Annotated in this window: 29 protein-coding genes; 8 read left to right on the forward strand and 21 right to left on the reverse strand. The window is 59.7% G+C overall.

Going from position 1 to position 25,981, the window contains the following annotated elements:
- Positions 1-38 precede the first annotated feature (38 nt).
- From PH552_RS15825 to lgt, 4 genes are all read right to left on the reverse strand, one after another.
- Positions 39-1,190, reverse strand: a complete 1,152-nt coding sequence (locus tag PH552_RS15825; RefSeq protein ID WP_285166120.1) for a M24 family metallopeptidase — start codon at positions 1,188-1,190, stop codon at positions 39-41.
- 1 nt (position 1,191) lies between these two features.
- Entirely contained in the window at positions 1,192-2,019 is an 828-nt protein-coding gene (gene pgeF / locus PH552_RS15830) for a peptidoglycan editing factor PgeF (RefSeq protein ID WP_483315494.1), read from the reverse strand.
- Positions 2,020-2,109: 90 nt separating this feature from the next.
- Positions 2,110-3,207, reverse strand: a complete 1,098-nt coding sequence (locus PH552_RS15835) for a class I SAM-dependent methyltransferase (RefSeq protein ID WP_285166122.1) — start codon at positions 3,205-3,207, stop codon at positions 2,110-2,112.
- Positions 3,208-3,283: 76 nt separating this feature from the next.
- Entirely contained in the window at positions 3,284-4,171 is an 888-nt protein-coding gene (gene lgt / locus PH552_RS15840) for a prolipoprotein diacylglyceryl transferase (protein WP_285166176.1), read from the reverse strand.
- 263 nt (positions 4,172-4,434) lie between these two features.
- Between lgt and PH552_RS15845 the strand changes: the two genes are divergently transcribed.
- From PH552_RS15845 to PH552_RS15860, 4 genes are all read left to right on the forward strand, one after another.
- Positions 4,435-4,695: an accessory factor UbiK family protein gene (locus PH552_RS15845; RefSeq protein ID WP_112340711.1), complete on the forward strand. Its 261-nt coding sequence runs from the start codon at positions 4,435-4,437 to the stop codon at positions 4,693-4,695.
- A 390-nt stretch (positions 4,696-5,085) separates the two neighbouring features.
- Positions 5,086-5,586 carry a type III secretion system chaperone family protein gene (locus PH552_RS15850; RefSeq protein ID WP_112340712.1) on the forward strand — a complete coding sequence of 167 codons (501 nt, stop codon included), beginning with the start codon at positions 5,086-5,088 and terminating at the stop codon, positions 5,584-5,586.
- A 1-nt stretch (position 5,587) separates the two neighbouring features.
- Complete coding sequence (gene proC / locus PH552_RS15855; RefSeq protein WP_285166123.1) at positions 5,588-6,427, forward strand: pyrroline-5-carboxylate reductase; 840 nt, start codon at positions 5,588-5,590, stop codon at positions 6,425-6,427.
- A gap of 16 nt (positions 6,428-6,443) precedes the next feature.
- A complete protein-coding gene (locus PH552_RS15860; RefSeq protein ID WP_285166124.1) occupies positions 6,444-6,785 on the forward strand; it encodes a tRNA-binding protein in 342 nt (113 codons plus the stop codon).
- Between the two features lie 191 nt (positions 6,786-6,976).
- On the opposite strand, the gene PH552_RS15865 is transcribed toward PH552_RS15860, so the two are convergent.
- The 6 genes from PH552_RS15865 to PH552_RS15890 form a co-directional block, all read right to left on the reverse strand.
- A complete protein-coding gene (locus tag PH552_RS15865; RefSeq protein WP_285166125.1) occupies positions 6,977-7,558 on the reverse strand; it encodes a DUF1349 domain-containing protein in 582 nt (193 codons plus the stop codon).
- A gap of 11 nt (positions 7,559-7,569) precedes the next feature.
- Positions 7,570-8,952, reverse strand: a complete 1,383-nt coding sequence (locus tag PH552_RS15870; protein WP_112340716.1) for an ATP-binding protein — start codon at positions 8,950-8,952, stop codon at positions 7,570-7,572.
- Positions 8,953-8,974: 22 nt separating this feature from the next.
- The gene (locus tag PH552_RS15875) at positions 8,975-9,676 is read right to left on the reverse strand and encodes a response regulator (RefSeq protein WP_112340717.1); all 702 of its coding nucleotides are present in this window, start codon (positions 9,674-9,676) and stop codon (positions 8,975-8,977) included.
- 76 nt (positions 9,677-9,752) lie between these two features.
- The gene (locus tag PH552_RS15880; RefSeq protein ID WP_210260745.1) at positions 9,753-10,223 is read right to left on the reverse strand and encodes a MarR family winged helix-turn-helix transcriptional regulator; all 471 of its coding nucleotides are present in this window, start codon (positions 10,221-10,223) and stop codon (positions 9,753-9,755) included.
- Positions 10,224-10,677: 454 nt separating this feature from the next.
- Complete coding sequence (locus PH552_RS15885; protein ID WP_112340719.1) at positions 10,678-10,941, reverse strand: hypothetical protein; 264 nt, start codon at positions 10,939-10,941, stop codon at positions 10,678-10,680.
- Positions 10,942-11,190: 249 nt separating this feature from the next.
- Complete coding sequence (locus PH552_RS15890) at positions 11,191-11,823, reverse strand: DUF1236 domain-containing protein (protein ID WP_285166126.1); 633 nt, start codon at positions 11,821-11,823, stop codon at positions 11,191-11,193.
- A gap of 248 nt (positions 11,824-12,071) precedes the next feature.
- Between PH552_RS15890 and PH552_RS15895 the strand changes: the two genes are divergently transcribed.
- Positions 12,072-12,716, forward strand: coding sequence for an MBL fold metallo-hydrolase (locus tag PH552_RS15895; protein ID WP_285166127.1), 645 nt, complete (start codon positions 12,072-12,074; stop codon positions 12,714-12,716).
- A gap of 63 nt (positions 12,717-12,779) precedes the next feature.
- Here the strand turns inward: PH552_RS15895 and PH552_RS15900 are convergent, their stop codons facing one another.
- From PH552_RS15900 to PH552_RS15915, 4 genes are all read right to left on the reverse strand, one after another.
- Entirely contained in the window at positions 12,780-13,214 is a 435-nt protein-coding gene (locus tag PH552_RS15900) for a BA14K family protein (protein ID WP_112344107.1), read from the reverse strand.
- A 147-nt stretch (positions 13,215-13,361) separates the two neighbouring features.
- A complete protein-coding gene (locus PH552_RS15905; RefSeq protein ID WP_004116423.1) occupies positions 13,362-13,577 on the reverse strand; it encodes a cold-shock protein in 216 nt (71 codons plus the stop codon).
- 497 nt (positions 13,578-14,074) lie between these two features.
- Positions 14,075-14,965: a DMT family transporter gene (locus tag PH552_RS15910; RefSeq protein ID WP_112344105.1), complete on the reverse strand. Its 891-nt coding sequence runs from the start codon at positions 14,963-14,965 to the stop codon at positions 14,075-14,077.
- A gap of 107 nt (positions 14,966-15,072) precedes the next feature.
- Positions 15,073-16,218 carry a PQQ-dependent sugar dehydrogenase gene (locus PH552_RS15915; protein WP_285166128.1) on the reverse strand — a complete coding sequence of 382 codons (1,146 nt, stop codon included), beginning with the start codon at positions 16,216-16,218 and terminating at the stop codon, positions 15,073-15,075.
- Between the two features lie 517 nt (positions 16,219-16,735).
- On the opposite strand from PH552_RS15915, the gene PH552_RS15920 reads away from it, so the two are divergent.
- Positions 16,736-17,938, forward strand: coding sequence for a pyridoxal phosphate-dependent aminotransferase (locus PH552_RS15920; protein ID WP_113251104.1), 1,203 nt, complete (start codon positions 16,736-16,738; stop codon positions 17,936-17,938).
- Positions 17,939-18,079: 141 nt separating this feature from the next.
- Here the strand turns inward: PH552_RS15920 and PH552_RS15925 are convergent, their stop codons facing one another.
- A complete protein-coding gene (locus tag PH552_RS15925) occupies positions 18,080-19,081 on the reverse strand; it encodes a calcium:cation antiporter (RefSeq protein ID WP_483315497.1) in 1,002 nt (333 codons plus the stop codon).
- A 337-nt stretch (positions 19,082-19,418) separates the two neighbouring features.
- Between PH552_RS15925 and PH552_RS15930 the strand changes: the two genes are divergently transcribed.
- The gene (locus tag PH552_RS15930) at positions 19,419-19,700 is read left to right on the forward strand and encodes a DUF2188 domain-containing protein (protein ID WP_112344101.1); all 282 of its coding nucleotides are present in this window, start codon (positions 19,419-19,421) and stop codon (positions 19,698-19,700) included.
- A gap of 87 nt (positions 19,701-19,787) precedes the next feature.
- On the opposite strand, the gene PH552_RS15935 is transcribed toward PH552_RS15930, so the two are convergent.
- Both PH552_RS15935 and PH552_RS15940 read right to left on the reverse strand, forming a co-directional pair.
- A complete protein-coding gene (locus PH552_RS15935) occupies positions 19,788-20,309 on the reverse strand; it encodes a GrpB family protein (RefSeq protein WP_285166129.1) in 522 nt (173 codons plus the stop codon).
- The gene (locus tag PH552_RS15940) at positions 20,306-21,220 is read right to left on the reverse strand and encodes a LysR family transcriptional regulator (protein WP_285166130.1); all 915 of its coding nucleotides are present in this window, start codon (positions 21,218-21,220) and stop codon (positions 20,306-20,308) included. The genes PH552_RS15935 and PH552_RS15940 overlap by 4 nt, the downstream gene beginning before the upstream one ends.
- A gap of 92 nt (positions 21,221-21,312) precedes the next feature.
- Between PH552_RS15940 and PH552_RS15945 the strand changes: the two genes are divergently transcribed.
- Complete coding sequence (locus PH552_RS15945; RefSeq protein ID WP_285166131.1) at positions 21,313-22,290, forward strand: SDR family oxidoreductase; 978 nt, start codon at positions 21,313-21,315, stop codon at positions 22,288-22,290.
- 8 nt (positions 22,291-22,298) lie between these two features.
- Here PH552_RS15945 and PH552_RS15950 read toward each other — a convergent pair whose 3' ends face one another.
- From PH552_RS15950 to PH552_RS15965, 4 genes are all read right to left on the reverse strand, one after another.
- Positions 22,299-23,102, reverse strand: a complete 804-nt coding sequence (locus tag PH552_RS15950) for an aminoglycoside phosphotransferase family protein (RefSeq protein ID WP_285166132.1) — start codon at positions 23,100-23,102, stop codon at positions 22,299-22,301.
- A 196-nt stretch (positions 23,103-23,298) separates the two neighbouring features.
- A complete protein-coding gene (locus PH552_RS15955; protein ID WP_285166134.1) occupies positions 23,299-24,411 on the reverse strand; it encodes an alkene reductase in 1,113 nt (370 codons plus the stop codon).
- 47 nt (positions 24,412-24,458) lie between these two features.
- Positions 24,459-25,625, reverse strand: coding sequence for an MFS transporter (locus PH552_RS15960; RefSeq protein WP_113251112.1), 1,167 nt, complete (start codon positions 25,623-25,625; stop codon positions 24,459-24,461).
- 2 nt (positions 25,626-25,627) lie between these two features.
- Positions 25,628-25,921, reverse strand: coding sequence for an ArsR/SmtB family transcription factor (locus PH552_RS15965; protein ID WP_112344094.1), 294 nt, complete (start codon positions 25,919-25,921; stop codon positions 25,628-25,630).
- Between the last annotated feature and the right edge of the window lie 60 nt (positions 25,922-25,981).

Genomic DNA, 25,981 nt, shown 5'->3' on the forward strand with positions numbered 1-25,981 from the left:
CCGACGGCCTGACCGCCCAGGATCGCTATCTTACGCCCCTAACGGTTAAGAAATTCGAGAGGGTGGCGGGAAAGGGCTTTCGGGGCTTGCGATGTCGTCAGATAGGTCTGGCCGAGGGTCATTGCCGTGCCGCTGTCGGAATCCATGATGATCATGTGCACGAAGAGGGACATGTTCTCCTGGATCTCCTGCGGATTGCCCATATGGAACATCTCATGCTCCATCCAGGAGGGCGAGAAGCGGGCGCCGAGCGAATAGCCACAGGCGTTCAGCCGATGCCGGGCAAGGCCGCGTTCATCCATGATCTTGGCATGCATGTCGAAGACGTCGCCGAAGGTGTGCCCCGGCATGAGGATCGTCTCGATCGCCTGCAGAGTTTCCAGGCAGGCGCTGTAGAGTTCGCGGTGGCGATGGCTGGGATTGCCGATGACGATCGTGCGCATCATGGCCGCATGGTAGTGGGCATCGACCCCAGCCCATTCAAGCGTCAGCTGATCATCGGCGTCGAGCTTGCGGCGTCCGGATTTGTAGCGGCAGAGCAGGGCTTCCGCGCCGGAGCCGATGATGAATTCGTTGGCGGGGTAATCGCCGCCGCCGGAAAAGATGGCGCCTTGCATGGCGGCGAGGATGTCGGCTTCGTCCGAGCCGGGCTTTATCAGAGACAGGGCTGCGTCCAGAGCATTATCGGCCAGTGCGGCGGCGCGTTCGACATGGACGATTTCCGCAGGGCTCTTCGTCAGGCGAAGGCCGCTTATCAGATAGGAGGCATCGGCGATCTGGCCGAAACTGGCAAGCTGTTGATCGAGCAGGCGGGCTACTCGGCCGGTCATGCCATGGGTATCGTATTCGACGCCGATGCGGGTTCCGAGGAGGTCGAGATCGGACAAAAGCTCCTTGAGATCGAGCGTCGGATCGGCGTTGACGCGATCGACCCAGATGCGGATGTCTGTCATAACGGATGTGAGTTGTGCCTGGCGCAGATCGGCCGAGCGCGTCAGAAGCGTCAGGGAACCGTCCGCTTTGACGACCAAGGCCTGGAAGAAGCAATAGCCGAACGTATCGTAGCCGGTCAGCCAATACATGCTCTCCTGGGCGAAGAGCAGCATGGCATCGAGCTTTTCTTCCTGCATCCTCGCCAGCAGCCGCGCCAGACGAGCATCGTATTCGCTGCGTTCGAAATGCAGGGCCATATCAAGCTGCCTTCCCGATGGCGATGGCGGAAATCTGTCGACCGTAATCCGGCTCCCTGGCATGGGTCGTGCGCCGATAGGAGAAGAAGAGTTCCGGATCCGGGTAGGTGCAGAGGTTCAGGCTTTCAGCCGTGACGCCAGCCTTGCGCAGGCGATCGACGGTTAGGGACGGCAGATCGAACATGGCGTGGCCGTCTCGCTCCGAAGGGGCGAAGTATCGCGCATAGCCAGGATCATGGGCGAGGAAACGTTCGACGAATTCGGGGCCGACCTCATAACTCGACTGGCTGATAGAGGGGCCGAGGCAGGCAACGATCGTCTCGCGTCTTGCGCCAAGTGCTTCCATCGCATCGATGGTGTTTTCCAGGACGCCGGTCAGAGCGCCCTTCCAGCCCGCGTGGGCGGCGCCGATGACCCGATTTTCCGGATCGGCGAAGAGAATGGGGCCGCAATCGGCGGCGAGCACGCCAAGCGCAATACCAGGCGTCGCGGTCACCATCGCGTCGGCCTGCGGCCGGCTGCCGTCATAGTGTGCGCCGATGGTTACGACATCGGGCGAATGGACCTGATGCACGGTGGCAAGCTGATCGAGCGGGAGCCCGAACCAGCTGGCGACGCGGCGCCGGTTCTCCTGTACGTGGTCGCGATTGTCGTTCGAGCCGAGCCCGACGTTCAATCCGCGATAGAGACCTTCCGAAATACCGCCGGCGCGGGTGAAATAGCCATGGCGGATGCCGGCAGCCTCGGCGGCGCTCAGCAGCGTGCTAGCAAGTGGTGTCGGCAACTGGAACGTCCCTTGATATCTGGTTTTGCCTATCGTGCTTGACATAACGCAGCCGCGGCGAAGCAGTTCTATCTCCGCGGCGATGTTGGCCCAGGCCTACGCGCACTGTCAATCCGCCGGATCGATAGTGGGGATTCAGCCGACAGGGCGAAAGGGCAGGAGATCGATTGCCGGGCTGGAAACGGCCAGCACCTTGAAAAGCTCTCCCATCTTGCCTTCGCCTGCGCCTGCGAGCCTCTCTACGGCGATGCGGACGTTCTCCTGCGTTGCTGCATCCTGGTCCCGTCCGAGGGCGGCTGCGCGCTCGAGCAGACCGAGCCCGACGAGGAAATCGCCCTGATGACAGCAGCCATTGATGTGGATGCCGGAGGCGAGCGCGGTTTGCGCAAGATGCTGGAAATCGACATGGCTGGTGAGATCCGCTTCGCCGGGATGTTCCAGCGGCGGGTCGTATTCATGCATGCGCACGGCCTGCAGCGTGTCGCCGAAGCTTGTCGCCATGTGACCGTAATCGATGGCGAGCGCCGTACCGCCATGCGCCGCCAGCCGGTCGCAGATCGTCGTCATGACGGCCTGGCGGGCAGGGGCGATCTCGAATACCGTGCCGACCGGCGGAAGCCTGCCGTCCGGAAGAAGCGCGGGATCGAGCGTGGCGACACCCGTCGTGAAGGTCAGCTCGTCGTTGACGTCGAGGCCGACGGCGCGCTCGCGAAAGCCATTGGCGGTGCGAACGAACTGGCGGATCGGAATGGCATCGAAGAGTTCGTTGGCGGCAATCAGCGTGAAGCCTTCCGGCACGTCGGCGAAATCCGTGTGCCAGGAGATTTTTGCGCCGTAGGCTTCGAGGGTCTGCTGCTGGAAGCCCTGCAGGCGCTCGCTGGTTTCGACGAGATGGACCGTCATGGCATCATAGAGCGGCGGAGCCAGCTTGCCGATGACGCGCAGCATGTCCGACATCATCGTGCCACGGCCCGGGCCGATTTCGACGAGACGCACTTCGACCGGCGTTCCATGCCGCTGCCAGGCGTGCACCATGAAGACGCCGATCATCTCGCCGAAAAGCTGACTGATTTCGGGTGCCGTGACGAAGTCGCCGGACTGGCCGAAGGGTTCGCGCGTCTTGTAATAACCATGCACCGGATCGGCGAGACACAGCGAAAAATAATCCGTGATGCTCAATGGCCCGTTGGTTCGGATGATGGCTTTGATTTTTTCACCGAGCGCCGTCGTCATTCTTTGCTTTCGCTAATGCGCGGTCCTGACAGGCTGGGAGCCTCTTTTGAAAAGACCACGCGATATTGACCCCACCTCAAACCATCTGCCTGATCGCTGCCTGACGGGCGCGGATCACAGCCCAAAGGCCGATGGCGACCATCGGAAGCGACAGTACCATGCCCATGGTCAGCCAATTCGTGCCGAGCAGATAGCCGAGCTGTTCGTCAGGCTGACGGAAGAATTCGACAAAAATACGCGAGAAGGCATAGCCGATGACAAAAATACCGCTGACCGTGCCTGGTTTCTTCAGTGCCAGCGCCCAGCGCGTGAGGGCAAAGAGAACGAGGAAGAGAATGATGCCTTCGATGCCGGCTTCATAAAGCTGGCTCGGGTGGCGCGGGTCGGGACCTGCAGGGCAGACGCCGTTATGGGCAGCGATCACATGCGGGCTGCAGAAGACCATGGCCCAGGGGACGTCCGTGACCCGTCCCCAAAGCTCGCCGTTGATAAAGTTGGCGATGCGGCCGAAGAAGAGGCCGACCGGCGCGGCTGCAGCGACGATATCGAACAGGCTCCAGACCGGAATCCCGCTGCGTTTGGCAAACAAAAACATGGCGATGGTCGTGCCGATTAAACCGCCATGGAAGGACATGCCACCCTTCCAGATCTGGACCGCGCGGATCGGATTGGCGATTACCTGATCGAGGTCGTAGAAGAGAATATAGCCGATGCGGCCGCCCAGGACGATGCCGAAGGCGACCCAGAGAATGAAGTCATCCAGGTGTTGGCGCGTCATCGGTGCGGTGTCGTTCAGCCAGAGCCTGCCGCTGTCGACCAGCCATCTTGCATAGAGCCATCCCAGCAGGATGCCCGCCACATAGGCGAGGCCGTACCAATGGACCGGGACGGGGCCGAGGTTGATAGCGATCGGATCGATATCAGGAAAAGGCAGGATGGCGGCGAGATTGGCGGATGTCAGCAAGATCGTCAGGCCCGTTGCAGCATGTTCCCGAAAGTACCGTGCCATTTCGGAACAGGACCATGCTAAGTATCCAAATGTGCGCGGAACATGGCGTTCGCTATCGAAACGGTCAAGTCGTTTGTTGCTGCGTCCGTGATCCGGAGGGGCATTGTCCCGTCCTATCTCAATTTGCTTGCATCGGCCCCTTGGAAATCTTACCTCAAGACTATCTGGCCCATATCGATGCCTGACCGTTGAGGGCCGACGGCCGCAAGGAGACTGCCATGAGCACAGGACCGAACCGAATCCTGGATGAATTCGCCAAGCTGATGACCGATGCCGCCGGTGCTGCCCAGGGCGTGCGCCGCGAGATAGAGACGGCCTTCAATGCCCATGCGGAGCGTTGGCTGAACAGCATGGACATCGTCAAGCGCGAGGAATTCGAGGCCGTTCGCGAAATGGCGATCAAGGCGCGCGATGAGAACGATGCACTGCTCGCAAGAATCGAAGCGCTGGAAGCCAAGCTCGCTTCCAAGGGCAAGTAAGTTCGATCTTCCGCGCGCCGACCGGTGCGGCACCCGCTTGCCGCACCTTTTTCCTCTGAAAATTTCCGTCTGTTTTTCCACTTGTGGACATAGGCAAAAAAGCCAATCGCCAGAGTCGGTTATGACTCCCTTCTGAATAGACGTCGGAAGAGCTTTCCACAGTGCCGTTTCCAAAATCGATGTTCGGGGGCTGGCATGCCGGGCATGCCGCTATACACTGATTTTAAATGATGATTCGAAACGGACTTGGTAAGCCCCGGGCATGGTGGAAGCGTTAGTCTGGCAGCCGTTCAACATCATCCCGAATATGTTTCCGGAGTAAAACTGTTTGCGTTCTTTCAGTGTTGGGTCACGGGAAAACTGCAATCGTTCCGGTCAAGAAGGTGCTGCATGAGCCTTATGGAAATGGAAGTCGAACGACAATCGAATCCGGTCGACATGATCGAGTTCGTTGCTGCCAATAACGACTGGTCGTTCGAGCGGTCGGGCGAGGATGAAATCGCCATGACGGTCGAAGGGCGATGGACCGATTATCACGTCTCTTTTTCCTGGATGGAGGAGTTCGAGGCGCTGCACATAGCTTGCGCATTCGATGTCAAGGTTCCTGATCCGCGTGTCAACGAGGTGATCAAGCTCTTGTCCTGCATCAACGGACAGGTGCTGATGGGTCATTTCGATCTTTGGCGTCAGGAAGATATCGTCATCTTCCGGCAGTCGCTCTTGCTGTCCGGCGGGGCCGAGCCCACCAACCGGCAGGTGGAAGTGCTGCTTTCCAATGCGCTTGACACCTGCGAGGCCTACTATCAGGCTTTCCAATTCGTGGTATGGTCCGGGCTCGACGCGAACCGCGCCATGGAAGCCGTGCTTTTCGAAACGGTGGGCGAAGCGTGACATGACAGGTCAATCATCCGCCAATACATTCGTATCCTCCGGGCCGATCGTGCTGATCGGCGCGGGGAATATGGGTGGCGCTCTGCTGACGGGATGGCTGAAGAACGGTGTGCCGGGATCGTCGGTCATCGTCGTCGATCCCAATCCGGCCGAGGCGATGCGGAAAATGATCGTGGATGCGGGTGCCAGCCATGTCACCGAAGCTCCAGCCGGGCTGACGGCCGGCGTTCTTTTCATTGCCGTCAAACCCCAGCTCATGGATGCGGTCCTGCCGCCGCTCAGATCGCTTGTGGGCGAGGGGACGGTCGTCGTCTCCATTGCCGCGGGCAAGACGCTCTCCTCGCTTCAACGGCACCTTGGAGAGGCGGCGATGGTGCGAGCCATGCCGAATACGCCCGCCATGGTTGGACGGGGCGTGACCGGGGCTTTCGCGAATGCCGAGGTGAGCGATCGCCAGCGGCAGCTGGTTTACAATCTGTTGAAAGTGTCCGGCCCCGTTGAGTGGGTGCCTGAAGAGGCCGACATCGACTCGGTGACTGCGGTTTCGGGCAGCGGACCTGCCTATGTTTTCTATCTCGTCGAATGCATGGCGGAGGCGGGCCGGAAGCTCGGCCTGCAGGCGGACCTCGCCATGCGGCTTGCACGGGAAACCGTCGCGGGGGCTGGTGAACTGTTGCACCAGTCTCCCGACGACGCTTCGCGCCTGCGCCAGAACGTGACGTCTCCCGGCGGGACGACCGCTGCGGCGCTCGGCGTGCTGATGGCGGAAGACGGCATGCAGCCATTGTTCGATGCGGCCCTGGAAGCGGCCCGCAAGCGGGCACAGGAACTGGCCGGCTGAATTTTAAAGGCAAGAGATGACGGAAGAAATCACTTACGGCGATTTCGAGCGGGTGGACATCCGCATCGGCACGATCATCGAAGCGGAGACTTTTCCGGAAGCGCGCAAGCCCGCTTACAAGCTCAAGATCGATTTCGGGCCGGAAATCGGTATCAAGCGCTCCTCTGCGCAGATCACCGTGCATTATACGCCGGAAACTCTTGTTGGCCGGCAAGTGCTGGCCGTCGTCAATTTTCCGCCGCGTCAGATCGGGCCGGTTCGTTCCGAGGTGCTGACCCTCGGCTTCGAAGACGAATCCGGCGCGATCGTGTTGGCCGCGGTGACCCAGCCGGTGCCGAACGGCAAGAAGATGATGTGAAAGTGTTACCTTCGCCCCAGCGGGGAGAGGGTCGCGCGTAGGCGCGGGGTGAGGGGCGTTGCCGGGAACGCGGCCTTTCATTTGTGCTCAAGCCTGCGTCGCTTTGCTCGGCCGCCCTCTCATCCGAGCTGTCGCTATTTCGCTTTGCTCAATCGTTCCAGCCCACCTTCTCCCCGCTGGGGCGAAGGCGCTCAGTGAATATCCCGTGATACTGGGTCGGTCAGGCTGAAATGGAGGAACTCCGCCTCGAAGCCTTCGCGCTGCGGCGAGCAGAAGGCCGGGCCGACCAATAGGTCCTCCAGCGTCGGATCGAACCAGGCGAGCCTTGCCATGCGCCACTCGCTCATCCGGTCGGTGCGGTACTGGATGAAGAGGGCATCCCCGTTGCGCGTGACCCGCGCGGATATGGCGTCGAAGTCGTGATCGAGCCGGAAAGCGGACCAGTCGGAATTGCCGTTGGTGACGACGACGCTGAAATGCTTGGCGCCGTCGGTATATTCGATCCCGCATTTCATCCAATGCCTGGCGTCGTGGCGGACCATGAGGCCGACTTGATCGTAAAGCTCTCGATAATGTCCGATGAACGTCACTTCGGCGGTGAAATCGCCACGGCGGGGTATTCCGAGAAAATGGCCGTCGTCGCGATGGAAGCCGTAATAGGTTTCCTGCCAGAAATCGGTCTTGCTGCCGGAGCGGACGAATAGCCGGCCCTGGTTCATTTCCCACAGCGGCGGTGCGTTCAGCCAGTGCATGCCATCAATATCGATCGGCATAAATGTCCCCCTCAAGCAGGAATGCGGATCGTTGCGCGCAAGCCCCCGAGCGGGCTGTCGCCGAGCGTGACATTGCCGCCATGGCTGCGGGCTATATCGCGTGCGATGGCAAGGCCGAGGCCCGTGCCTGACTTGTCGAGATTGCGCGCGGTATCCAGCCGGAAGAACGGCTTGAAGACGTCGTCTCGCGCTTCGACAGGTATGCCGGGTCCGTCGTCGTCGAAGACGATCGTCAGCCATTTGGCGCTGTGCCGGGCCTCGACGCGGAGGCTGTTGGCATAGCGGCGGGCGTTGGTGGCGAGATTGGTCACCAGGCGCGTAAAGGCATTGGGCCGGACGGAGATCTCATCGTCGCCGTCGATGGAGAAGCTCATGGATTTGCCATGCAGCGTGAAGTCCTGTCGGATCTTTTCAAGGATATCGCTGAGTTTGAATTGACCGACATCTTCCTCCGCCTCGCCGCGGGCGAAGGCCATATAGCCCTCGAGCATGCTCTGCATGTCCTCGACATCCTCGCTGAGGCCGACAAGATCGGGATTGTCGCCGACAAGGGCGAGCTGCAGCTTGAAACGGGTCAGCACCGTCCGAAGGTCATGGCTGACGCCGGAGAGCATGGCCGTGCGCTGCTCGATCTGCCGTTCGATGCGCTCGCGCATCAGGATGAAGGCGAGGCCGGCGCGGCGTATCTCGTCGGCCCCGCGGGGGGAATAGTTTTCCAGCCGCTGTCCCTTGCCGAAGCTTTCCGCGGCCTGAGCCAGCGCCAGGATCGGGCGGATCTGGCCGCGCAGGAAAAGCACGGCGATGCCGATCAGCACCAGTGAGGTGCCGACCATCCACAGAATGAAGATATGAGTATTGGAGGCATAGGTCTGGCTGCGCTTGGCGAAGACGCGCAGCACCTTGTCGGGCAGCTTGATGCGGATCTCGACCAGGCTGGAATTGCCGACGGTGTCGATCCAGAAGGGCAGGTTGATCTGATCGCGGATCTCATCGCTCAGAATGCCATCCAGGATCGAGAAGAACGGCTTTTCGGCAGGCGGCGGCAGTTCACCACCCGGTTCGATCGAAATGGCCAGATCGAGCTTCTGGCGTGCCATCTGGGTGACAGCGGAATAGTCGGCATCCTGCGGATAGGTCTGGATGATGCTGATGATGGCGGCGATGTCGCGTGTGGTCGCCATCGACAGCCGCTGCGTCACCATCTGCCAGTGGCGCTCCATGAAGACGACGGTGACGACTGCCTGCAGGATGATCATCGGCAGGATGAAGATCAGCAGCGAACGCGCATAGAGACCGGTTGGGAGAACATACCGGCGCAGCCAGCGCGTCAGCCACCGGAATCCGTTGGAAGGCGTGTGGTCCTGGTCGCGCCTGATCGAATCGAAAGTCACCATCGCCTGATCCCGCTGGCCGATCTCAGTCTATGCTCAGGCGGTAGCCTATGCCACGCACCGTCTGCAGCCAGATAGGGTTGGCCGGATCGTCTTCAATCTTGCGGCGCAGCCGGTTGATCTGCACGTCGATCGTCCGCTCGCCCACTTCGGCATCGCTGCCTATCAGTTCGTGGCGCGGGATCGTCTCGCCGGCGCGCTTCGCGAAGAGCAGCATGATTTCCTGTTCGCGATCGGTCAAACGGATGAGTTCCGCCGCCTTCTTGAGTTCCTTGCGGGTCAGCGAAAACGTATAGGGGCCGAACATCACGAGCTCGATCTTTGGGGAATCGGCGGGAGTATTGCGCCGAAGTATGTTGTTGATGCGCAGCACCAGCTCGCGCGGATCGAAGGGCTTCGGCAGATAATCGTCCGCGCCGGCCTCGAGGCCCGCTATGCGGGAGTCGGCTTCGGCAAGCGCCGTCAGCATGATGATCGGAATGTTCTTGATGGCGCGCAGGCTCGATGTCAGCGTGATCCCGGATTCGCCGGGCATCATCACATCCATGATGATGAGGTCGAAATCGAGCCCTTCCAGTTTGCGGCGGGCCTCGGCGCCGTCGGCGGCAGCCGTCACCCGGAAACCCTTCTCCATCAGGTAGCGGTTGAGGAGGGCGCGGATACGCGTGTCGTCATCCACGACCAGAAGATGTGCTGCATCATCCGAGATTGCTGTTTTTGTCGTCATTCGATCCGTCTCGATCCTGTCCTACCCATAGATTGAGATGAGGCACTCCCGCCGGCCCCCGCGGTCTGGATTGCCGTCACTTCTCGGTCTGCATTCCCCTCAGGAAGCGTTTCACACTTTCGCGCGTCGCTTCCGATGCGCCTTCGAATGCCCGTTCAATGCGGCGCGATTGCGGCTCGGCCAGCGCCAGAGCCAGATCGCGGCCGGCCCGCGTGGGGTACAGCTTTCGCTGCCGCCGATCCTCCGGACCGGCAACCTGCCGAATATAACCCGAATCGATCAATTGTTTGAGAACCCGCGCCAAACTCTGTTTGGTGATCTGCAATGTTTCCAGAAGGTCCGCAACAGTCATGCCGGGTTCGCGGTTAACGAAATGGACGACGCGATGATGAGCGCGCCCGAAGCCGCTCTTGACGAGAATCTGATCCGGATCCGAAACGAAATCGCGATAGGCGAAGAAAAGCAGCTCGATCACCTCAAAATCGATGCTTCCCGCATTCCGCATCGGTGTTTCCAGCAGCTCCATCTTTGCCGCGTTCTGGCTCATCTGTCGTGGCACCCTGGCACTTCCTTTCCAATTTTGGAGCATCGGGGAAACTTATGCAAAAATATGTCAGCTTCGTTGACGCATTTTTACGCCATCGACTGTTTTCACACAATTGCCGCACGGCGCAAACGACGTTGCCGCATCGGAAATCAGACCTGCGGTCCCGCCAAATTCCAATATATCTCGTATTGTCCCCTGCTGCATCTCGTGGATAGAGCGCGGTGGAAGCGATAATCAACCCCCGATGTGACGGTGAAGGCGATCTTTGCGGGCATGGCGGGGAGAGAGGCCGTATGAATGCAAACGAATGGCGGCATTCGATGCGGCTCTGTCGAGATTCGCTGCGATCCCCATTCCGAGGCGCAGATGGGTGGGGGCCGATACCGGGTGTACCAGCATGAGAATCGGCACAAGCCGGACAAGTTGCTCCGCCGGCCTGTGCGATTTGATGAACTTACGACTTGCGGCCGAGAACCGCGCCGACGATGGCGGAAAGCACGCCGCCGGCGATCAGCGAGGATATGCCTTGCGCAATGAGGCCGGTAAGGGCTTCGCTGCCGATCAGATTAAGGATCAGACCGCCGCCGAGGCCGCCAATGGCACCTGCGATCGTTCTTGCAACAAGGTTTATCCCTTCCTGCTTCAAAACGGCACTCGCGGCGTTGCCACCGATCGCACCGGCGATCAATTGCGTGATGATAGGCCCTAAACTTTCCATGACTACCCTTCTCCCATTGCTCCGGAAGACACTCCCGGATCCCCTCTCGTCGCATCCCGGATTGCTGCAGCAGGAAGCGGCGATAATCCTCAGTGGATATTAGAATTACATCAAGCAAGGATCGCTGCAAATAGAAGGGCAACCCAAACGGGAGAATTCTGCAATAATTTCCGGGGAAATTCGCCATGTGTGCCTGCGGCCGGATAGCCGCAAGGCAATTTCGCCATCTTGTTCGACTTTGCGGCCGAATCAGCGATAGACGTAGACGACGCGACGCGTCCCTGGATCGACCAGCACCGGCTGGTTATTCACTTCGACATAGCTGTACCGATAGTCTGGAATCCGGTGCACCTCCACGCTTTGCGGAACCGTGGCGCCGACGACCAGGTCGCCGTTCAGCTGGACCGTATCGACCGGATTGTCATCGATATAGCTTCGGATTTCCTCAGGCGGCGTGATCGCCACCACATTGCCCTTCTCGACGGGGCCGAGCAATTGGTCATCCGGGCTAGGCTGCGCGGCCTGGACGCTGCCGGTCGTAACGGAATCGGTCTGTTCGTAGGTGATGGTGGGAATGCCGAGATCGTCGCGATGGTCCTGGACGACCACCGATGCACCGTTCTGTTCGACGCTGAGATACTGGGCATAGACCCAGCCTCGCATGCCGTTGACATCGACACGGCACCAGCGGCTGCCTTCGATGCAGCCATCCAGCGTGGCCTCGGATCCGCGCGTTGCGACGCCGACGGTCGGGAATTCCGCGCCCGGGCCGGAGCGAACTTCAATGTCGGTGGCGGTGGTTGCCGACATTTCAGCCTGGGCCAAGCCCGCGCTGCCAGCAAGGATGACACCGGCCAGCAACATGTTTCTCTTCAAGGACATTGGTTCTCTCCTTCTGGCCTCTAAAGACCTACCTTCAACGTTTCGGCTGCTTCAGTGTTCCGGCTGGCCTGTCTTGATGGCGCTATCGTTGAATGAATGCACAGTTAAGTGTTTGAATCTTATATATTTACTCGCCGTTCTGCGGGTCGGAGATCGGCTTTCGCACCGCTTTGAAGCCGGTGGGGGCTGTTTTGCTTGAGGTTTACGGCTATATCCGCAGCAGGACGATCAAACAGACGAGGCGCTCCATGGGCATGCTCCAGGCCGGTATCATTCCGGTGACCCCCTTCGAACAGAATTGCACCATCCTGTTCGATCCGGAGACCAAAGAGGGTGTCGTGGTCGATCCGGGCGGCGATGTCGATATCATCCTGCAGACCGTGCGCGAGAACGGCATCACCTTGAAGGCGATCTGGCTGACTCACGGCCATATCGATCATGCCGGCGGCGCCGACGAGCTGCGCGAGGCGGTTGGGATCGAAGTGGTCGGTCCGCATGAGGACGATCGTTTCCTGCTGGAGGACATCGAAGCCAAGGGCAAGATGTTCAACATTACCGGCGTGCGCAATGTCGTGCCGAACCGCTTCCTGGAGGAGGGCGACACGCTCTCTTTCGGCGAGCATGAGTTCGAGGTGTTCCATTGCCCCGGCCATGCACCTGGCCATGTCATCTATTTCAACAGGAAGCAGGGCTTTGCCCATCTCGGTGACGTGCTGTTCAACGGCTCGATCGGGAGAACGGATTTGCCTGGCGGCAATCACCAGCAGTTGCTGGAATCGATCCGAGACAAGGTCTTCCCGCTTGGTGACGAGGTCGGCTTTATCTGCGGTCATGGCCCGGGCAGCCGGATCGGCGACGAGCGCCGCACCAATCCTTTCCTGCGAGGATTATAAAAAGCGCCGCTCGGAAGCGGCGCTTTGGTTTTTCGTCATATGAGGTCAGTGGCCGATCGCCAGTCAGTCGGCGGTGCAGAAGTGACGCATGCCGTCATAGCCGACATAGGTGCCGGAGCGGCCGTCAAAGCTTCTATAGCGGTCGTAGCAATAGCGCATCCAGGCGGAGGACCAAGGGCGCAGGCCGGAAACCGGCGGCGCGTAGTAGCTCACATCCCGCTCGACATAAACGCGGCGCGGAGGGGGGCGATAATAGTAAGCCGGGGGAGGCGCGTCGTAACCGGGCTCGACATAGGCCGGTGCAGGCTCGACATAGCGTGGCTGGCTGGCGATGGCGGAGCCGACGATCAGGCCGGTGGCCAGCCCGGCAGCGCCGAGCGCCCAACCGTCGCGGTTGTGATGACGCCAGTATTCATCAGCGGACGCGGCGCTCATGGACGTTACCGTCAGTGCCGCGGCGACGGCGGACATGACAAGCGTTTTGCCGAGTATGGTCATTGGCCTATCCTCTAAGGAAGCGGGAGGACTTTCATTCCCGCTCTTTCATGGCAGGCAGACTATACGCGGCAAACTGAATGCAGACTGAATGACAAAACCCGGCATCGCTGCCGGGCCTCAACTCGAATTGATAGCCGTAAAGGCGTCTCAGCCGGCAATCTGAAGATTGACGGCCTTCGGTCCCTTGCCGCGGCGATCCGGTTCCGTGTCGAAGCTTACCTTCTGGTTTTCCGACAATCCAGCCAGACCAGAAGCCTGAACTGCAGAAATGTGTACAAAGATGTCCGCGCCACCCTTGTCAGGTTTGATGAAACCGAAGCCCTTATCGGTATTGAAAAATTTTACAGTGCCAGTCTCGGCCATGCCTCAGGTCCTTTTCTCTCTGCCCACCATCCACACGGGCAGCATTACTTCTTTGCCCTTGCGGGCGCTTGCAGGCAGTTCTCGAATTTTGAAGGAAAAGGTCCCCGTAACTCGGCATGATCTCGATGCGATGTTTGCCACCCCGCTTCTCGATCAAGCTGACCGGAATATTAGCGTTTCCGGCGCGCAATTCTATTAGGACTTCCCATGCTCTAAAAATGCCCGAACACCGTTGAGAGTGCTGTGTTTATGGCAAATTGGCAAGCAAAAGTTTTTTAACGTGTCGCAAGAGGCACACTAGCGTAATGCGATTGTGTTATTGCGATTCGCAAATTTTCCCTCTTTGAAACAAGTTTCCAAGGTTTTTCCATCGCTCGCGATATAGTTTTGATGAAATTTTCCCAAATCGACGGGTGTGAGCGCTCATTTTCGATTGTTCCGAAAAATTTCGGCAAAGTCTGCTGAAAGCCGACGGAAGCACGCATTTCAGGGCTTTTTTACGCCGTGGCATGGCGACGGCGGGTTAATTCCGGCACGAGTTCGACTGCAAGCATCGCGGTAAACATCAGGGCACAGCCGACATAGCCGAGCGGACCCATGGTTTCGCCCAGCAGCAAGGCGCCGAGCGAAGCACCGAACAATGCTTCCGAAGACAGGAAGATCGCAGCCTGGGGGGCGGTCGTGTAGCGCTGGCCGATGATCTGCAGCGCAAAGGCCAGGCCGGATGAAAAGATGCCGACATACAGGATCTCGCCAAGCGCTGCCCTTATATCGGCGATGCTGATCGGTTCGACGGCGACCGCGACGGCCAGGGCGAGAACGGCGGTGACGGCAAACTGCGTTGCGGAAATACCAAGTGGCCGGCCGGTTTCATTGACGGCCGAGCCGGCAAGGGTAATTTGCGCCGCCCAGAAGAGCGCGCAGATGACGGTCAGGAAATCGCCTGTTGTCAGGCGTGAGAAGGAGCCGCCCGACAGCAGATAGATGCCGCAGAGCGCCATCAAAGCCGCCGGCCAAATGATCCAATGCGGCGGCCGGCGCAGGAAAATAACGGCAATCAGCGGTACGAAGACCACGTAAAGACCGGTTATGAAGCTCGAATTCGTCACTGTCGTCGTCAGAAGCCCGATCTGCTGGGTCGCGGCACCTCCGAAAAGCGTGACGCCGATCAGCAAAAAGGAGAGCCAGTTGCGAGGCGTCAGCGGCTTTGCGGCCTTCCTTTTTTCCATCCAAACGAAAGGCAGGACGACCATCGTGGCAACGGCGAATCTGAGGCCGATGAACCAGAAGGGACCGATCGCCTTCATGGCTGTCGATTGCGCAACGAAACCGCCGCCCCAGATTGCGGCGGCAAGCAACAACAACAAATTCGCCTGTATGCGAGACATCTGCATCCTGCGTGAAGGGGAGGAAGTGAGGAAGGAGTAAGGCGACCGTTAGCAGCTGCTTTTGCGCCGGACAAGGGCGAATGGTGTTAAACGCGGAGCGCTTGGAATTACGCTGCAGCCCTCGAAACCCTCAGGAGCGCACCATCCTCTTCATCGGTGGTGATCAACAGGGCGCCATCGGGTGCGACCGTGATATCGCGCAGGCGGCCGAATTTGCCGTCGAACATGCGTTCTCGCTCGCCAATCTTGCCCTTGCCGTCCTGGCTCAGCCGTGAGAGCAGCTCGAACTTCAGGGCCGTGACGAGGAAATCGCCGTTCCATTCGGGAAACATCTTGCCGCGATAGACGGCGATGGCGCCGGGCGCGATCGAAGGATCCCAATAGAAGCGGGGTTGTTCCATGCCGGCCTTTGCTGTGCCGACGCCGATTTTTGTGCCGGAATAATTGACACCGTAGGAGATGACTGGCCAGCCATAGTTCTTGCCGGCTTCGGGCGTGTTGATCTCATCGCCGCCCCTGGCGCCGTGTTCTGCCGTATAGAGCCTGTTCGTCTGGCTGTCGAACGTGACGCCCTGCGGATTGCGATGGCCTTTGGACCAGATTTCCGGCAAGGCACGCCTCCCGTCCTTGAACGGATTGTCGGCGGGGATGCTGCCGTCGGCCTCGATATGGATGATGGAGCCGGCGTCGTCCTGAAAATCCTGGGCGCGGTCCTGTTGGCCACGGTCGCCGAGGCTGACGAAGAGGCTGCCGTCGCGGGCAATCGCGATACGCGAGCCATACTGGATATTGCCGCGCGAGAGCTTGTTCATCAGGAAAATACGCTTCACATCGGTCAACTGTTTTTCGTCCTGCGACAGCCGGGCACGAAAGACGGCCGTGCCGCTCCCGCCGTCGCCCGCCACCGAGGCGGTGAAATAGAGGGTGCGGTTGCTGGCGAATTTCGGGTCGAGCGCGACATCAAGCAGGCCGCCTTGACCGCGCGCATAGACCTCGGGCAGGCCTGATAGGGGAGTGGAGATCTTGCCATCGCGGATAAGGCGCATGCGGCCAGGGCGTTCGGTGACCAGATAGGCGCCATCCGGCAGAACTTCGACCGCCCAGGGGTGTTCGAGCCCTGTGGCGATTGCTTCGACCTTCACGTCTATCTTTTGCGTCTTGATGGTCTCTGCAGGTTCGGCAAGCGCCGACGTTGCCGTCAGCAGGGCGCAGGCCATCAAGGTCATCGAAAATCCCGTTCCGGCAGTGCGCATGTGTTTGACCTCCCCATAGGCTCGCTTTTGCAAGGTGGGACCGTTCGACTGCCATTCAAGCCTGACCGCGGAACCGATAACGTCTTTGTGTTCCTGCTTCCGGCGAAAGGACGCTTTTTGGATCTGCCGATCCTGTCTGCAGGCGGAGGTATTTCCCATGCAAGAGGCGCCGGACGAGCGGCGGGAGAAGCCAATCTCGGAGAAGTATCTGATCTATATTGGAAATTTCCACTGTCTTCAGAGTTTGATTCAGGTGCTTCGCGTGATGATTCAAGGTCGGACAGTTTGGTGATGCCTGGCTGCGGTCGATGCTACCCGAGCAAAAGTGAGGCGTGCTCTCTCGACCATGCCTCTAGCTGGGTAAGAAAAGGGTGCGCGGACGGTCCTGAACGCCATGAAATAAAGCCACTGTGACGCCTTTGTGCTTGAAACGGCGGTCCATATTCGACATAGAGCTTAGCGCAGAAAACTGGTCCGCAGGCTTTCTGCCATTTTCAACCGAATAGGACCGATCACCATGGCCTTTCTTGCCGACGCTCTTTCCCGTGTAAAGCCTTCTGCCACCATCGCCGTTTCCCAGAAAGCGCGCGAGCTGAAAGCAAAAGGACGCGACGTGATCGGCCTCGGCGCCGGTGAGCCGGATTTCGATACGCCAGATAATATCAAGCAGGCCGCCATCGACGCGATCAATCGCGGCGAGACGAAGTACACGCCGATCTCCGGCATCCCGGAACTGCGCAAGGCGATCGCCGCCAAATTCAAGCGCGAGAACAATCTCGATTACACCTGGGAGCAGACCATCGTCGGCACGGGTGGTAAGCAGATCCTGTTCAACGCCTTCATGGCGACGCTGAACCCGGGCGACGAAGTCATCATCCCTACGCCTTATTGGGTTTCCTACCCGGAAATGGTGTCGCTGTGCGGCGGTACGCCGGTTTTCGTCGCCACGACGCAGGCCAACAACTTCAAGCTTCAGCCGGCCGACCTCGAAAAGGCGATCACGCCGAAGACCAAGTGGTTCATGTTCAACTCGCCGTCCAACCCGTCGGGCGCTGCCTATTCGCATGCCGAGTTGAAGGCGCTGACGGACGTGCTGGTCAAGCATCCGCATGTCTGGATCCTGACCGACGATATGTACGAGCACCTGACCTATGGCGATTTCAAATTCGCCACGCCGGTCGAAGTCGAGCCGAGCCTCTATGACCGCACGCTGACGATGAACGGCGTCTCGAAGGCCTATGCCATGACCGGCTGGCGTATCGGCTATGCCGCCGGCCCGCTGCAGCTCATCAAGGCGATGGACATGATCCAGGGTCAGCAGACCTCGGGGGCCACCTCGATTGCCCAGTGGGCAGCCGTCGAGGCATTGAACGGCACGCAGGACTTCATTCCGCGCAACAAGAAGATCTTCGAAGGTCGCCGCGATCTCGTCGTATCGATGCTGAACCAGGCGAAGGGCATTTCCTGCCCGGTTCCGGAAGGCGCCTTTTACGTCTATCCGTCCTGCGCCGGCCTGATCGGCAAGACGGCTCCGAGCGGCAAAGTCATCGAGACGGACGAGGACTTCGTGTCCGAGCTGCTGGAATCGGAAGGTGTGGCCGTCGTGCACGGTTCGGCTTTCGGCCTCGGTCCGAACTTCCGCATCTCCTATGCGACCTCGGAAGAGCTGCTCGAGGAAGCCTGCCGCCGCATCCAGCGCTTCTGCGGCGCCTGCAAGTAAGCGGCCCATAATCGTTCAATTGAAAAGCCCGCCAGAGATGGCGGGCTTTTTACATTCAGGCTGCCGGTTTCAGCTTCATCAACTGATTCAAGCGCTTCGCAATTTGAATCGGCCCGTCGGCGCAAGTCCTTGAAATCCGAATCAAAGTCCGAGCGCTGTCAGCATGATAAAAGTGGCGAAGAGAATGAAATGGGTCATGCCCTCGATGGCATTGGTTTCGCCATCGTTGAGGTTGATGGCGGCGGCGATCAGCGTGATCATCACCATGACCGTCTGCACCGGCGCCATGGCCATGATGAAGGGCTGGCCGGTATAAAGCGCAATCGCCTCCATGACGGGCACCGTCAGGATGACCGTCGATAGCGAGGCGCCCATCGCGATATTGACCGTTGCCTGCATGCGATTGCGCAGGGCTGCCCGCAATGCCGTCAGGATTTCTGGAGCCGCCGAAATCGCCGCGACGACGATGGCCGCGATGGCGGGCGGTGCTCCCGTGCCCTTGAGGCCGGTATCCATGAAAGCCGACATGAATTCCGCCAGCAAGCCGATCAGCACGACGCCGATCAGGATGGTGGCGATCGAGGTGGCGGTGGATTCGTTGTCGTGATCTTCTTCGGCTGCCGCATGCTTCTTCTCGGTGCGTGGATAGCTGTAGCTGAAGAAATAGCTGTGCTTGCCGACCTGCATGCGCAGGAACAGCGCATAGAGCGCAATCATCGCGACGATGGTGAAGGCGGAATAATAATGCCATTTCGCATCGGGAATGAATTCCGGCACGATCATCGAAATGCCCATGGCTGTCAGGATCATCACGCCATAGGTCTTGCTGGAATCATCATTGTAGGGCTGTTCGCCATGTTTCAGGCCGCCAAGAAGAGCGGCGAGGCCGAGGATGCCATTGATATCGAGCATGACGGCAGCGTAGATCGTGTCGCGCACCAGAGTCGGCGAGCTTTCCCCGCTCATCATGATAGCGAGGATGATGACTTCGACGGCGACAGCCGACAGGGTGAGGATCATCGTGCCATAGGGGTCGCCGACCTTGACGGCAAGGGTTTCGGCATGATGAGCGACGCGCATGGAAGCCAGCACAATCGTTGCGATCAATGCCGCCGCCGCGATCATCGATGCAGCTTGTCCCATTTCGAGCACGGAATGCTCGCCGACATAGGCAATGACGGCAATTGCCAATGCGACCAACAGGGCTTTTTCCTGCCTAAGCCATTTTGCTGCGACCACTTTCCCGACCTTTGTCCCAACCTTTGCGCCGATTCACGGTTGCACTCTAAAGCAATGATTTCGCACATCAAGCGCCCAAGCAGGAGCCGAAATTTGCAGTTGGCGCGGTTTAATGGAATACTGCACGAATAGGTCTGCCCAACCAAAATGCCGCGGCATCCTCGAAACCCGTCTCAGATGCACGCGATCCCGCCGGCAACGTCCGGATTCAGAGGTCTTGGCAGATGAGAAGGAGGTTTGAATGGTCAAGGTCGTGTACGAAATTGTGCCGCATGACGGTGGGTGGGCCTATCGCTTCCGCGATGTTTATTCGGAGGCGTTTCCCACGCATTCCGAAGCTGTGGAGGCCGCGCGGATCGTTGCGGCTGAACAGCAAGTCGGCGGCGACTCGGCCGAAATCAGCTGGCAGGACGAAAGCGGCAAATGGCATGAGGAATATGCCGATGGCGGCGACCGTCCGGAAACGGAGGTTCTCGACGGCCAGAGGCATTTTCCGCCGATCGATACGGCGCCTGGTGCCTAGCGCGGTTCAGCGCTTCACGGATTCACCAAACCGTCCTGTCTCTTTGCTCTTCCGCAATTGCGGACGGAAAACCGCTGCGCTGCTATCCTAGGCTTGGCGTTCGGCAACTGCCTTTTCGATGATCACTTCGATGAAGTGGCGCTTCTCGGCAGTATAGCGGTCACCATCGTGCCGGTAGGTTTTGGCGAGTTCCAGCTTCAGTTTCTCATAGGCGGCTGCTTCCGCCGAGTGTCCCCGAAGATAATCCCGAAAGATCATCCTGTGTTCATGCGTCCGGTTGTTTGGCGGACAAAGATAGACGCGCTCCGGCGGCATGCCGTCGCGCCGCATGAATGCCCAGACTTCATCGTCATAGCGGTTGCCGCGCGGCTCGTAACCTTGGTTCAGCAGAATCCGTGTCGCGGCGGGAACGTCGGCGGAGCCGCGCAGGATGATGTCGATATCGATAAGCGGTTTTGCCGCGAGGCCGGGAATGGATGTGCTGCCGATATGCGTGATCGTCACGGCATAGGGTGCCAGCAACCGTTGGAGCTGCTCTCGGATGCGCTCGAAATCATCCGGCCAGTTCGGGTCATATGGTACGAGCTCCACCGCCGCTCCAACAGTCAAGACGGTTCCTCCGCGTTGTTACCTTTGATGTAAGTAAGCAAACCCGCGACTAGCGCGTCAAATGTCACGCGGCAGCGCGGCGATGTCTTCAGGTTTTCGTGCATGACGACCCAGGTGTCGAGCGATAATTCGATTTCGGGCAGCAGGTGCACCAGGCTTGCGTCGCGTCTTGCCAAGGGGATCTGATAAAAGCCGATGCCGATACCGGCGCGCAAAGCATTATGCAATGCGATGCTATGGTCGGATCGAAAGCTGAAAGAGACACCGTCGAGCATCGGATAGCGTTTCCGCATCATCCGTATGTAGGCAGTCTGGCGATCGAAGCCGATCAGCTTGTGCCGGCGCAGAGCCTCACGGGTTTCAGGTTTGCCATGCCGCTCGATATAGCTGCGATGAGCGAAAAGGCCGAGGGTGATGGTGCCGATATGGCGCGAGAGCAACGCCTCCTGCGCCGGCGCGACCATGCGCACGGCAATATCGGCTTCACGCTGCAGCAGGTCTTCCACCGCGTCGGAAGCGGACAGCTCGATGATGAGGTCGGGATATTTTGCCTGCAGTTCGGCAAGGATCGCTGGCAACACCTCCGTTCCGATGACCTCGCTGGCACTGATGCGCACCGTGCCACTGACCTTGTCTTTCGAACCGGAGGCGGCTCGCAGCAAGGCAGCAGCCGTACTGGCCAGCGTCTCGGCATAAGGTTTCAGGGCAAGAGCGGCATCGGTCGGCAACAAGCCCTGCTGTGAACGCGTGAACAGTTCGGCGCCGACCGCCTTTTCCAATGCATCGATATGACGGCCGACCGTCGGCTGTGTCAGGCCGAGATCGCGAGCAGCCGCCGAAAGCGAACCGTGCTGCAGCACGGCAAGGAAGGTGCGATAGAAATCCCAGCTTGGTTCAGAGAGTGATGTCATACATTTACGTATATCATCTGCATATTTTTCCGCAATTTCGTTTATCGTCGATACCAAGCATAGTCAGTCCATCGAAACAGATGGAGATGATGATGAGCAACCATAAGGAAAGCACGAAGACGGCCCTGATACTCGGCGCGACCGGCGGTATTGGCGGTGCAGTCGCGGAAGGGCTTGCCCTTCGCGGCTGGCGCATTCGGGCGCTGAACCGCAATGCAGCCGAAGCGGCCCGCCGCCAGCCGGAGTTCGACTGGTTTCAGGGCGATGCCATGCAGGCGGATGATGTTCTGAAGGCGGCGCAGGGCGCTGATGTCATCGTGCATGCCGTCAACCCACCCGGCTATCGCAATTGGGGCAAAGTCGTCCTGCCGATGCTCGATAACACCATTGCCGCCGCCAAGGCTATCGGTGCGCGGATCGTGCTGCCCGGTACGGTTTACAATTTCGGTCCCGATGTGTTCCCTCATGTCACGGAGGACAGCGCGCAGCGGCCGAAGACCCGCAAGGGCGCCATTCGCGTTGAAATGGAGCGGCGCCTGGAGGCGGCGGCAGAGCGGGGCGATACGCCTGTCATCATTGTTCGTGCCGGCGATTTCTTTGGCGGATCTCGTGCCAATAGCTGGTTCTCGCAGGCCATGGTGACACCAGGCAAGCCAGTCAGCTCCATCACCTATCCGGGCAGGGCCGGTCTCGGGCATCAATGGGCCTATCTGCCCGATGTCGCCGAGACGATGATCCGGCTGATCGAAAAGGGGGATGAACTGCCTGCTTTCGCGGTTTACCACATGCGGGGCCATTGGGATGGCGATGGCAGGCAGATGATCGATGCCGTGCGGCGTGTGCTCGGGCATGTGGTGAAGGTCAAGGCATTTCCCTGGATAATAGTGCCGCTGGCCGCACCCTTCGTGCCCTTCATGCGGGAGCTGCGTGAAATGAGCTACCTGTGGAAGGTGCCGCTGCAGATGAGGAATGACAAGCTGCTGGCCGTGCTCGGCGAAGAGCCGCATACACCGATCGACGAAGCGGTGAAGGCAACACTTGCAGCGATCGGCTGCCTGCCCGCGGCATGAGCCGGCCGTCAGGCGTTGAGTTCGGAGAAGGCGATGCTAGCGACGGTTAAATCCGAATCCGCATTCTTGGTGTCACCATCGCTCAAGAACCAAGTCGCCGAAAGCCCCGCATAGGCGATGATCCATTGCAGAAGGCGTTTCGGTTCGAGGCCCGCCTCGGCACAGACGATCGGCAATTGCCGTTGCAGGCGGCCCGGCTTCATAACAATAGGCAGTTCGGGATTGCAGAAGATATTGGCGAAATCGAAACCGCGCTCGCCATGGACCCGCTTGGGGTCGATAGCGAGCCAGCCGCGGGGGCCGAAATCGAGAATGTTTTCGTGGTGAATGTCGCCGTGCAATATGGTCTGGTCGCGTTGATCCGCCAGAAGTCGTGCGGCCACATCGGCACAGGCGGCGAGCATGCCGCCATGGATGCGTGCCGCCGGTTCAAGCTCCCGAAACCAGCGATCCAGCGGCACCAGATCCGGCGGTAGCTGCTTTGCCTTGCCTGCATGCAGCCTCGCCGCTGTGCGACACATGATCCTGCTCGCCTCGTCATCTTCTCCCTGCATTGCCATGGTGAGCAGCGAGCCTGCGCCGGTTGCTCGTTCGATGAGGGCGGCGTCATCGTCATGTTCGTAGACGAAGGCGGCGCCTTCGCCATCCCACCAGCGCAGCACGCGATTGCCGAACTTCTCGTCGACATTTTGCGCAACCTTGATCATGGCGGGCTTATCCCGCCAGATGACCGGGAGAAGGTGGCTCGAATGGGTGATGATGGGATCGCCGTCCGGCGTCAGCGACCAACGGTCTATGTAGCGTTCAAACATATATCGGCTTTGCTAGGTGGGTATCATGATCTTGCGATCGGCACGCCTGCTTAGCTCGGTTGTGCAACGCCTGTTTTCAAGCGCCGAAATAGAAAAGCCCTCGCAACGGTTCGTCGCGAGGGCACTTTTTGGGCGTTAAGCACAGTTCGTCAGGCTGGCCACGGGCGAAGGCGCTGCCTGCGAGATGGATCGCTGCTTAAGCCGCTTCGTCCAGGGCCGGATAGTCGTCGTAGCCCTTGGCGCCGCCGCCGTAGAGCGTTGCCTGATCCCATTGGGCGAGCGGTGCGTTTTCCTTCAGGCGGCGGACGAGATCCGGATTGGAGATGAACGGCTTGCCGAAGGCAACGACATCGGCCTTGCCGTTGTCGACGGCTTCGATCGCCATCTCGCGCGTATAGGCATTGTTGACCATCCAGCCGGCCTTGCCGCCTGCGGCCTGATAGGCTGCATGCAGGGCATCGTAATCGAAGGGGAGGGAGTCGCGCTTACCGCCGGTCTGGCCTTCGATGACGTGGATATAGGCGAGGCCGTACTTCGCCAGGCCTTCGACGACATAGGTGAAGAGCTGCTGCGGGGCCGGGTCGCTGGCATCGCCGGATGAGGTGACCGGCGAAATGCGGATTGCGGTGCGGCCTGCACCGACTTCCTTGGTGACGGCATCGACCACTTCGAACAGGAAACGGGCACGGTTTTCGATCGAGCCGCCATATTGGTCGGTGCGGTCATTGACGTTGCCGCGCAGGAACTGGTCAATCAGGTAGCCGTTGGCGCCATGGATCTCGACGCCGTCGAAACCGGCATCGATCGCGGCGCGGGCGGCCTTGCGATAGTCCTCGACGATGCCCGGGATTTCCGAGGTTTCGAGCGCACGCGGTTCGGAAACGTCGGTAAAGCCGCCGGTGCCGTCGCTGTTGACCAGATAGGTCTTCGAATTTTCAGCACGCCTGGAAGTGGAGGAGACCGGCTTGCCGCCATTCGGCTGCAGGGTCGTATGGGAGATACGACCGACATGCCACATCTGCACGACGATCTTGCCGCCATTGGCATGCACGGCATCCGTTACCTTCTTCCAGCCGTCGAGCGCTTCCTTGCTGTAGAGACCGGGAACGTTGGCGTAGCCCTGACCCTGATGGGTGATCGCCGTTGCTTCGGTGATGATCAGGCCGGCGGTCGCGCGCTGGGCATAATATCTGACGTTCAGCTCGTTCGGCACGGCATTCGGCGAGCGATTGCGCGTGAGCGGCGCCATGACGATGCGGTTGGCGATGGAGATGTCGCCGAGCTTGGTTGGTTCGAACAGTTTGGTCATTGAGTAGGTCCTTTTTACTGGGGGAGGATGAAGGGGAAGGGAAAATATCAGGACGAAGCGAGGGCTTCGCCCTTGGGACGCAAGGCGGCAAAGGTCAGCAGGACTGTCACAAAGCCGAGAATTGCCATGGCCGAGCCGGCGAGCGGCACCTGAGCCAGGGAAAAGCCCTCGTCGATGACAACGCCGCCGATCCAGGCGCCGAGCGCGTTACCGGTGTTGAAGGCGCCGATATTGATGGTCGATACGAGGTTCGGGGCATCCTTGCCGAAGTTGACGACATTGATCTGCAATGCCGGCACGGCAGCGAAAGCGGCCGCAGCCCACAGGAAGAGGGTGATTTCGGCGCCGACGAGGGAGTGGATGGTGACGCTGAAGATCGTCGATGTCACCGCGATCGCCAGGAAGACACCGGCAAGCGTGGTGCCGAGGCGCCAGTCCGCGAGCTTGCCGCCGATGAGGTTGCCGATGGTCAGACCGACACCGATCGAGAGCAGAGTCCAGGTCACCGTTTCGGGCGAAACGCCCGTGACATCGCGCAGCATCGGGGCGATGTAGGTGAAAAGCGCGAACATGGCGGCCGAGAAGAAAACGGTCGTCAGCAGCGCCAGCCAGAGGCCGAGACCACGCAAGGCTGCTATTTCGCGGCCAAGGCTGCCCTGGCGTGCTTTTTCGTTCTTCGGCAGCACGGCAACAAGTCCGGCGATCGAGGCGACGCCGAGCAGCGTGACGATCCAGAACGGCGCGCGCCAGCCGAAAGCCTGGCCGAATGCCGTGCCGAGAGGAACGCCAAGCACGTTGGCAAGCGTCAGGCCGGTAAACATCAAAGCGACGGCGCGGGCCTTGCGGTCTTCCGGCACCAGGCTGGCCGCGACGACCGAACCGATGCCGAAGAAGGCGCCGTGGCAAAGGGCGGTGACGATACGGGCGATCATCAAAACCCAATAGTTCGGGGCGATGGCGCAGAGAAGATTGCCGAGGATGAAGAAGCCCATCAGCATGATCAGCGCCGATCGCCGGCGCAGATGGGCGGTCGAGACAGCCATGATCGGCGCACCGATGGCGACGGCCAGCGCATAGCCGGTGACCAACCAACCGGCCTGTGGAATGGTGACCGCGAGATCCGAGGCAACCTCCGGCAGCAGTCCCATGATGACGAATTCCGTCGTGCCGATGGCAAAGGAGCTGAGCGCGAGAACGAGGAGTGCAAGAGGCATGATCAGAGTTCCTTCTGCATGGCTTCAAGGAATTCGGCGATGGTTTCTTCGTTGCGCTTATAGAAAATCCACTGGCCAAGGCGCCGTGTCGTCACCAGACCGGCGCGGTGGAGCGTGCCGAGATGGGCCGAGACGGTGGATTGCGAGAGACCGCAGCGCTCGAACTGGCTAGCGCAGACACCAAGCTCCAGCGGGTGTTCCTGGGTCGGGAAATGGGTCTCCGGATCTTTGAGGTGGTTGAGGATTTCGAGCCTTGCCGGATTGGCCAAAGCCTTCAATATCTCGTTCTTGTCCATGGTGTTCACCAAGCCATATCGAATAATCCCGATTTATGTATCGACGGATTTCGATATATC

Origin of the sequence: Rhizobium aureum (assembly GCF_030182495.1) — a bacterium.
Classification (GTDB): domain Bacteria; phylum Pseudomonadota; class Alphaproteobacteria; order Rhizobiales; family Rhizobiaceae; genus Rhizobium; species Rhizobium tropici_C.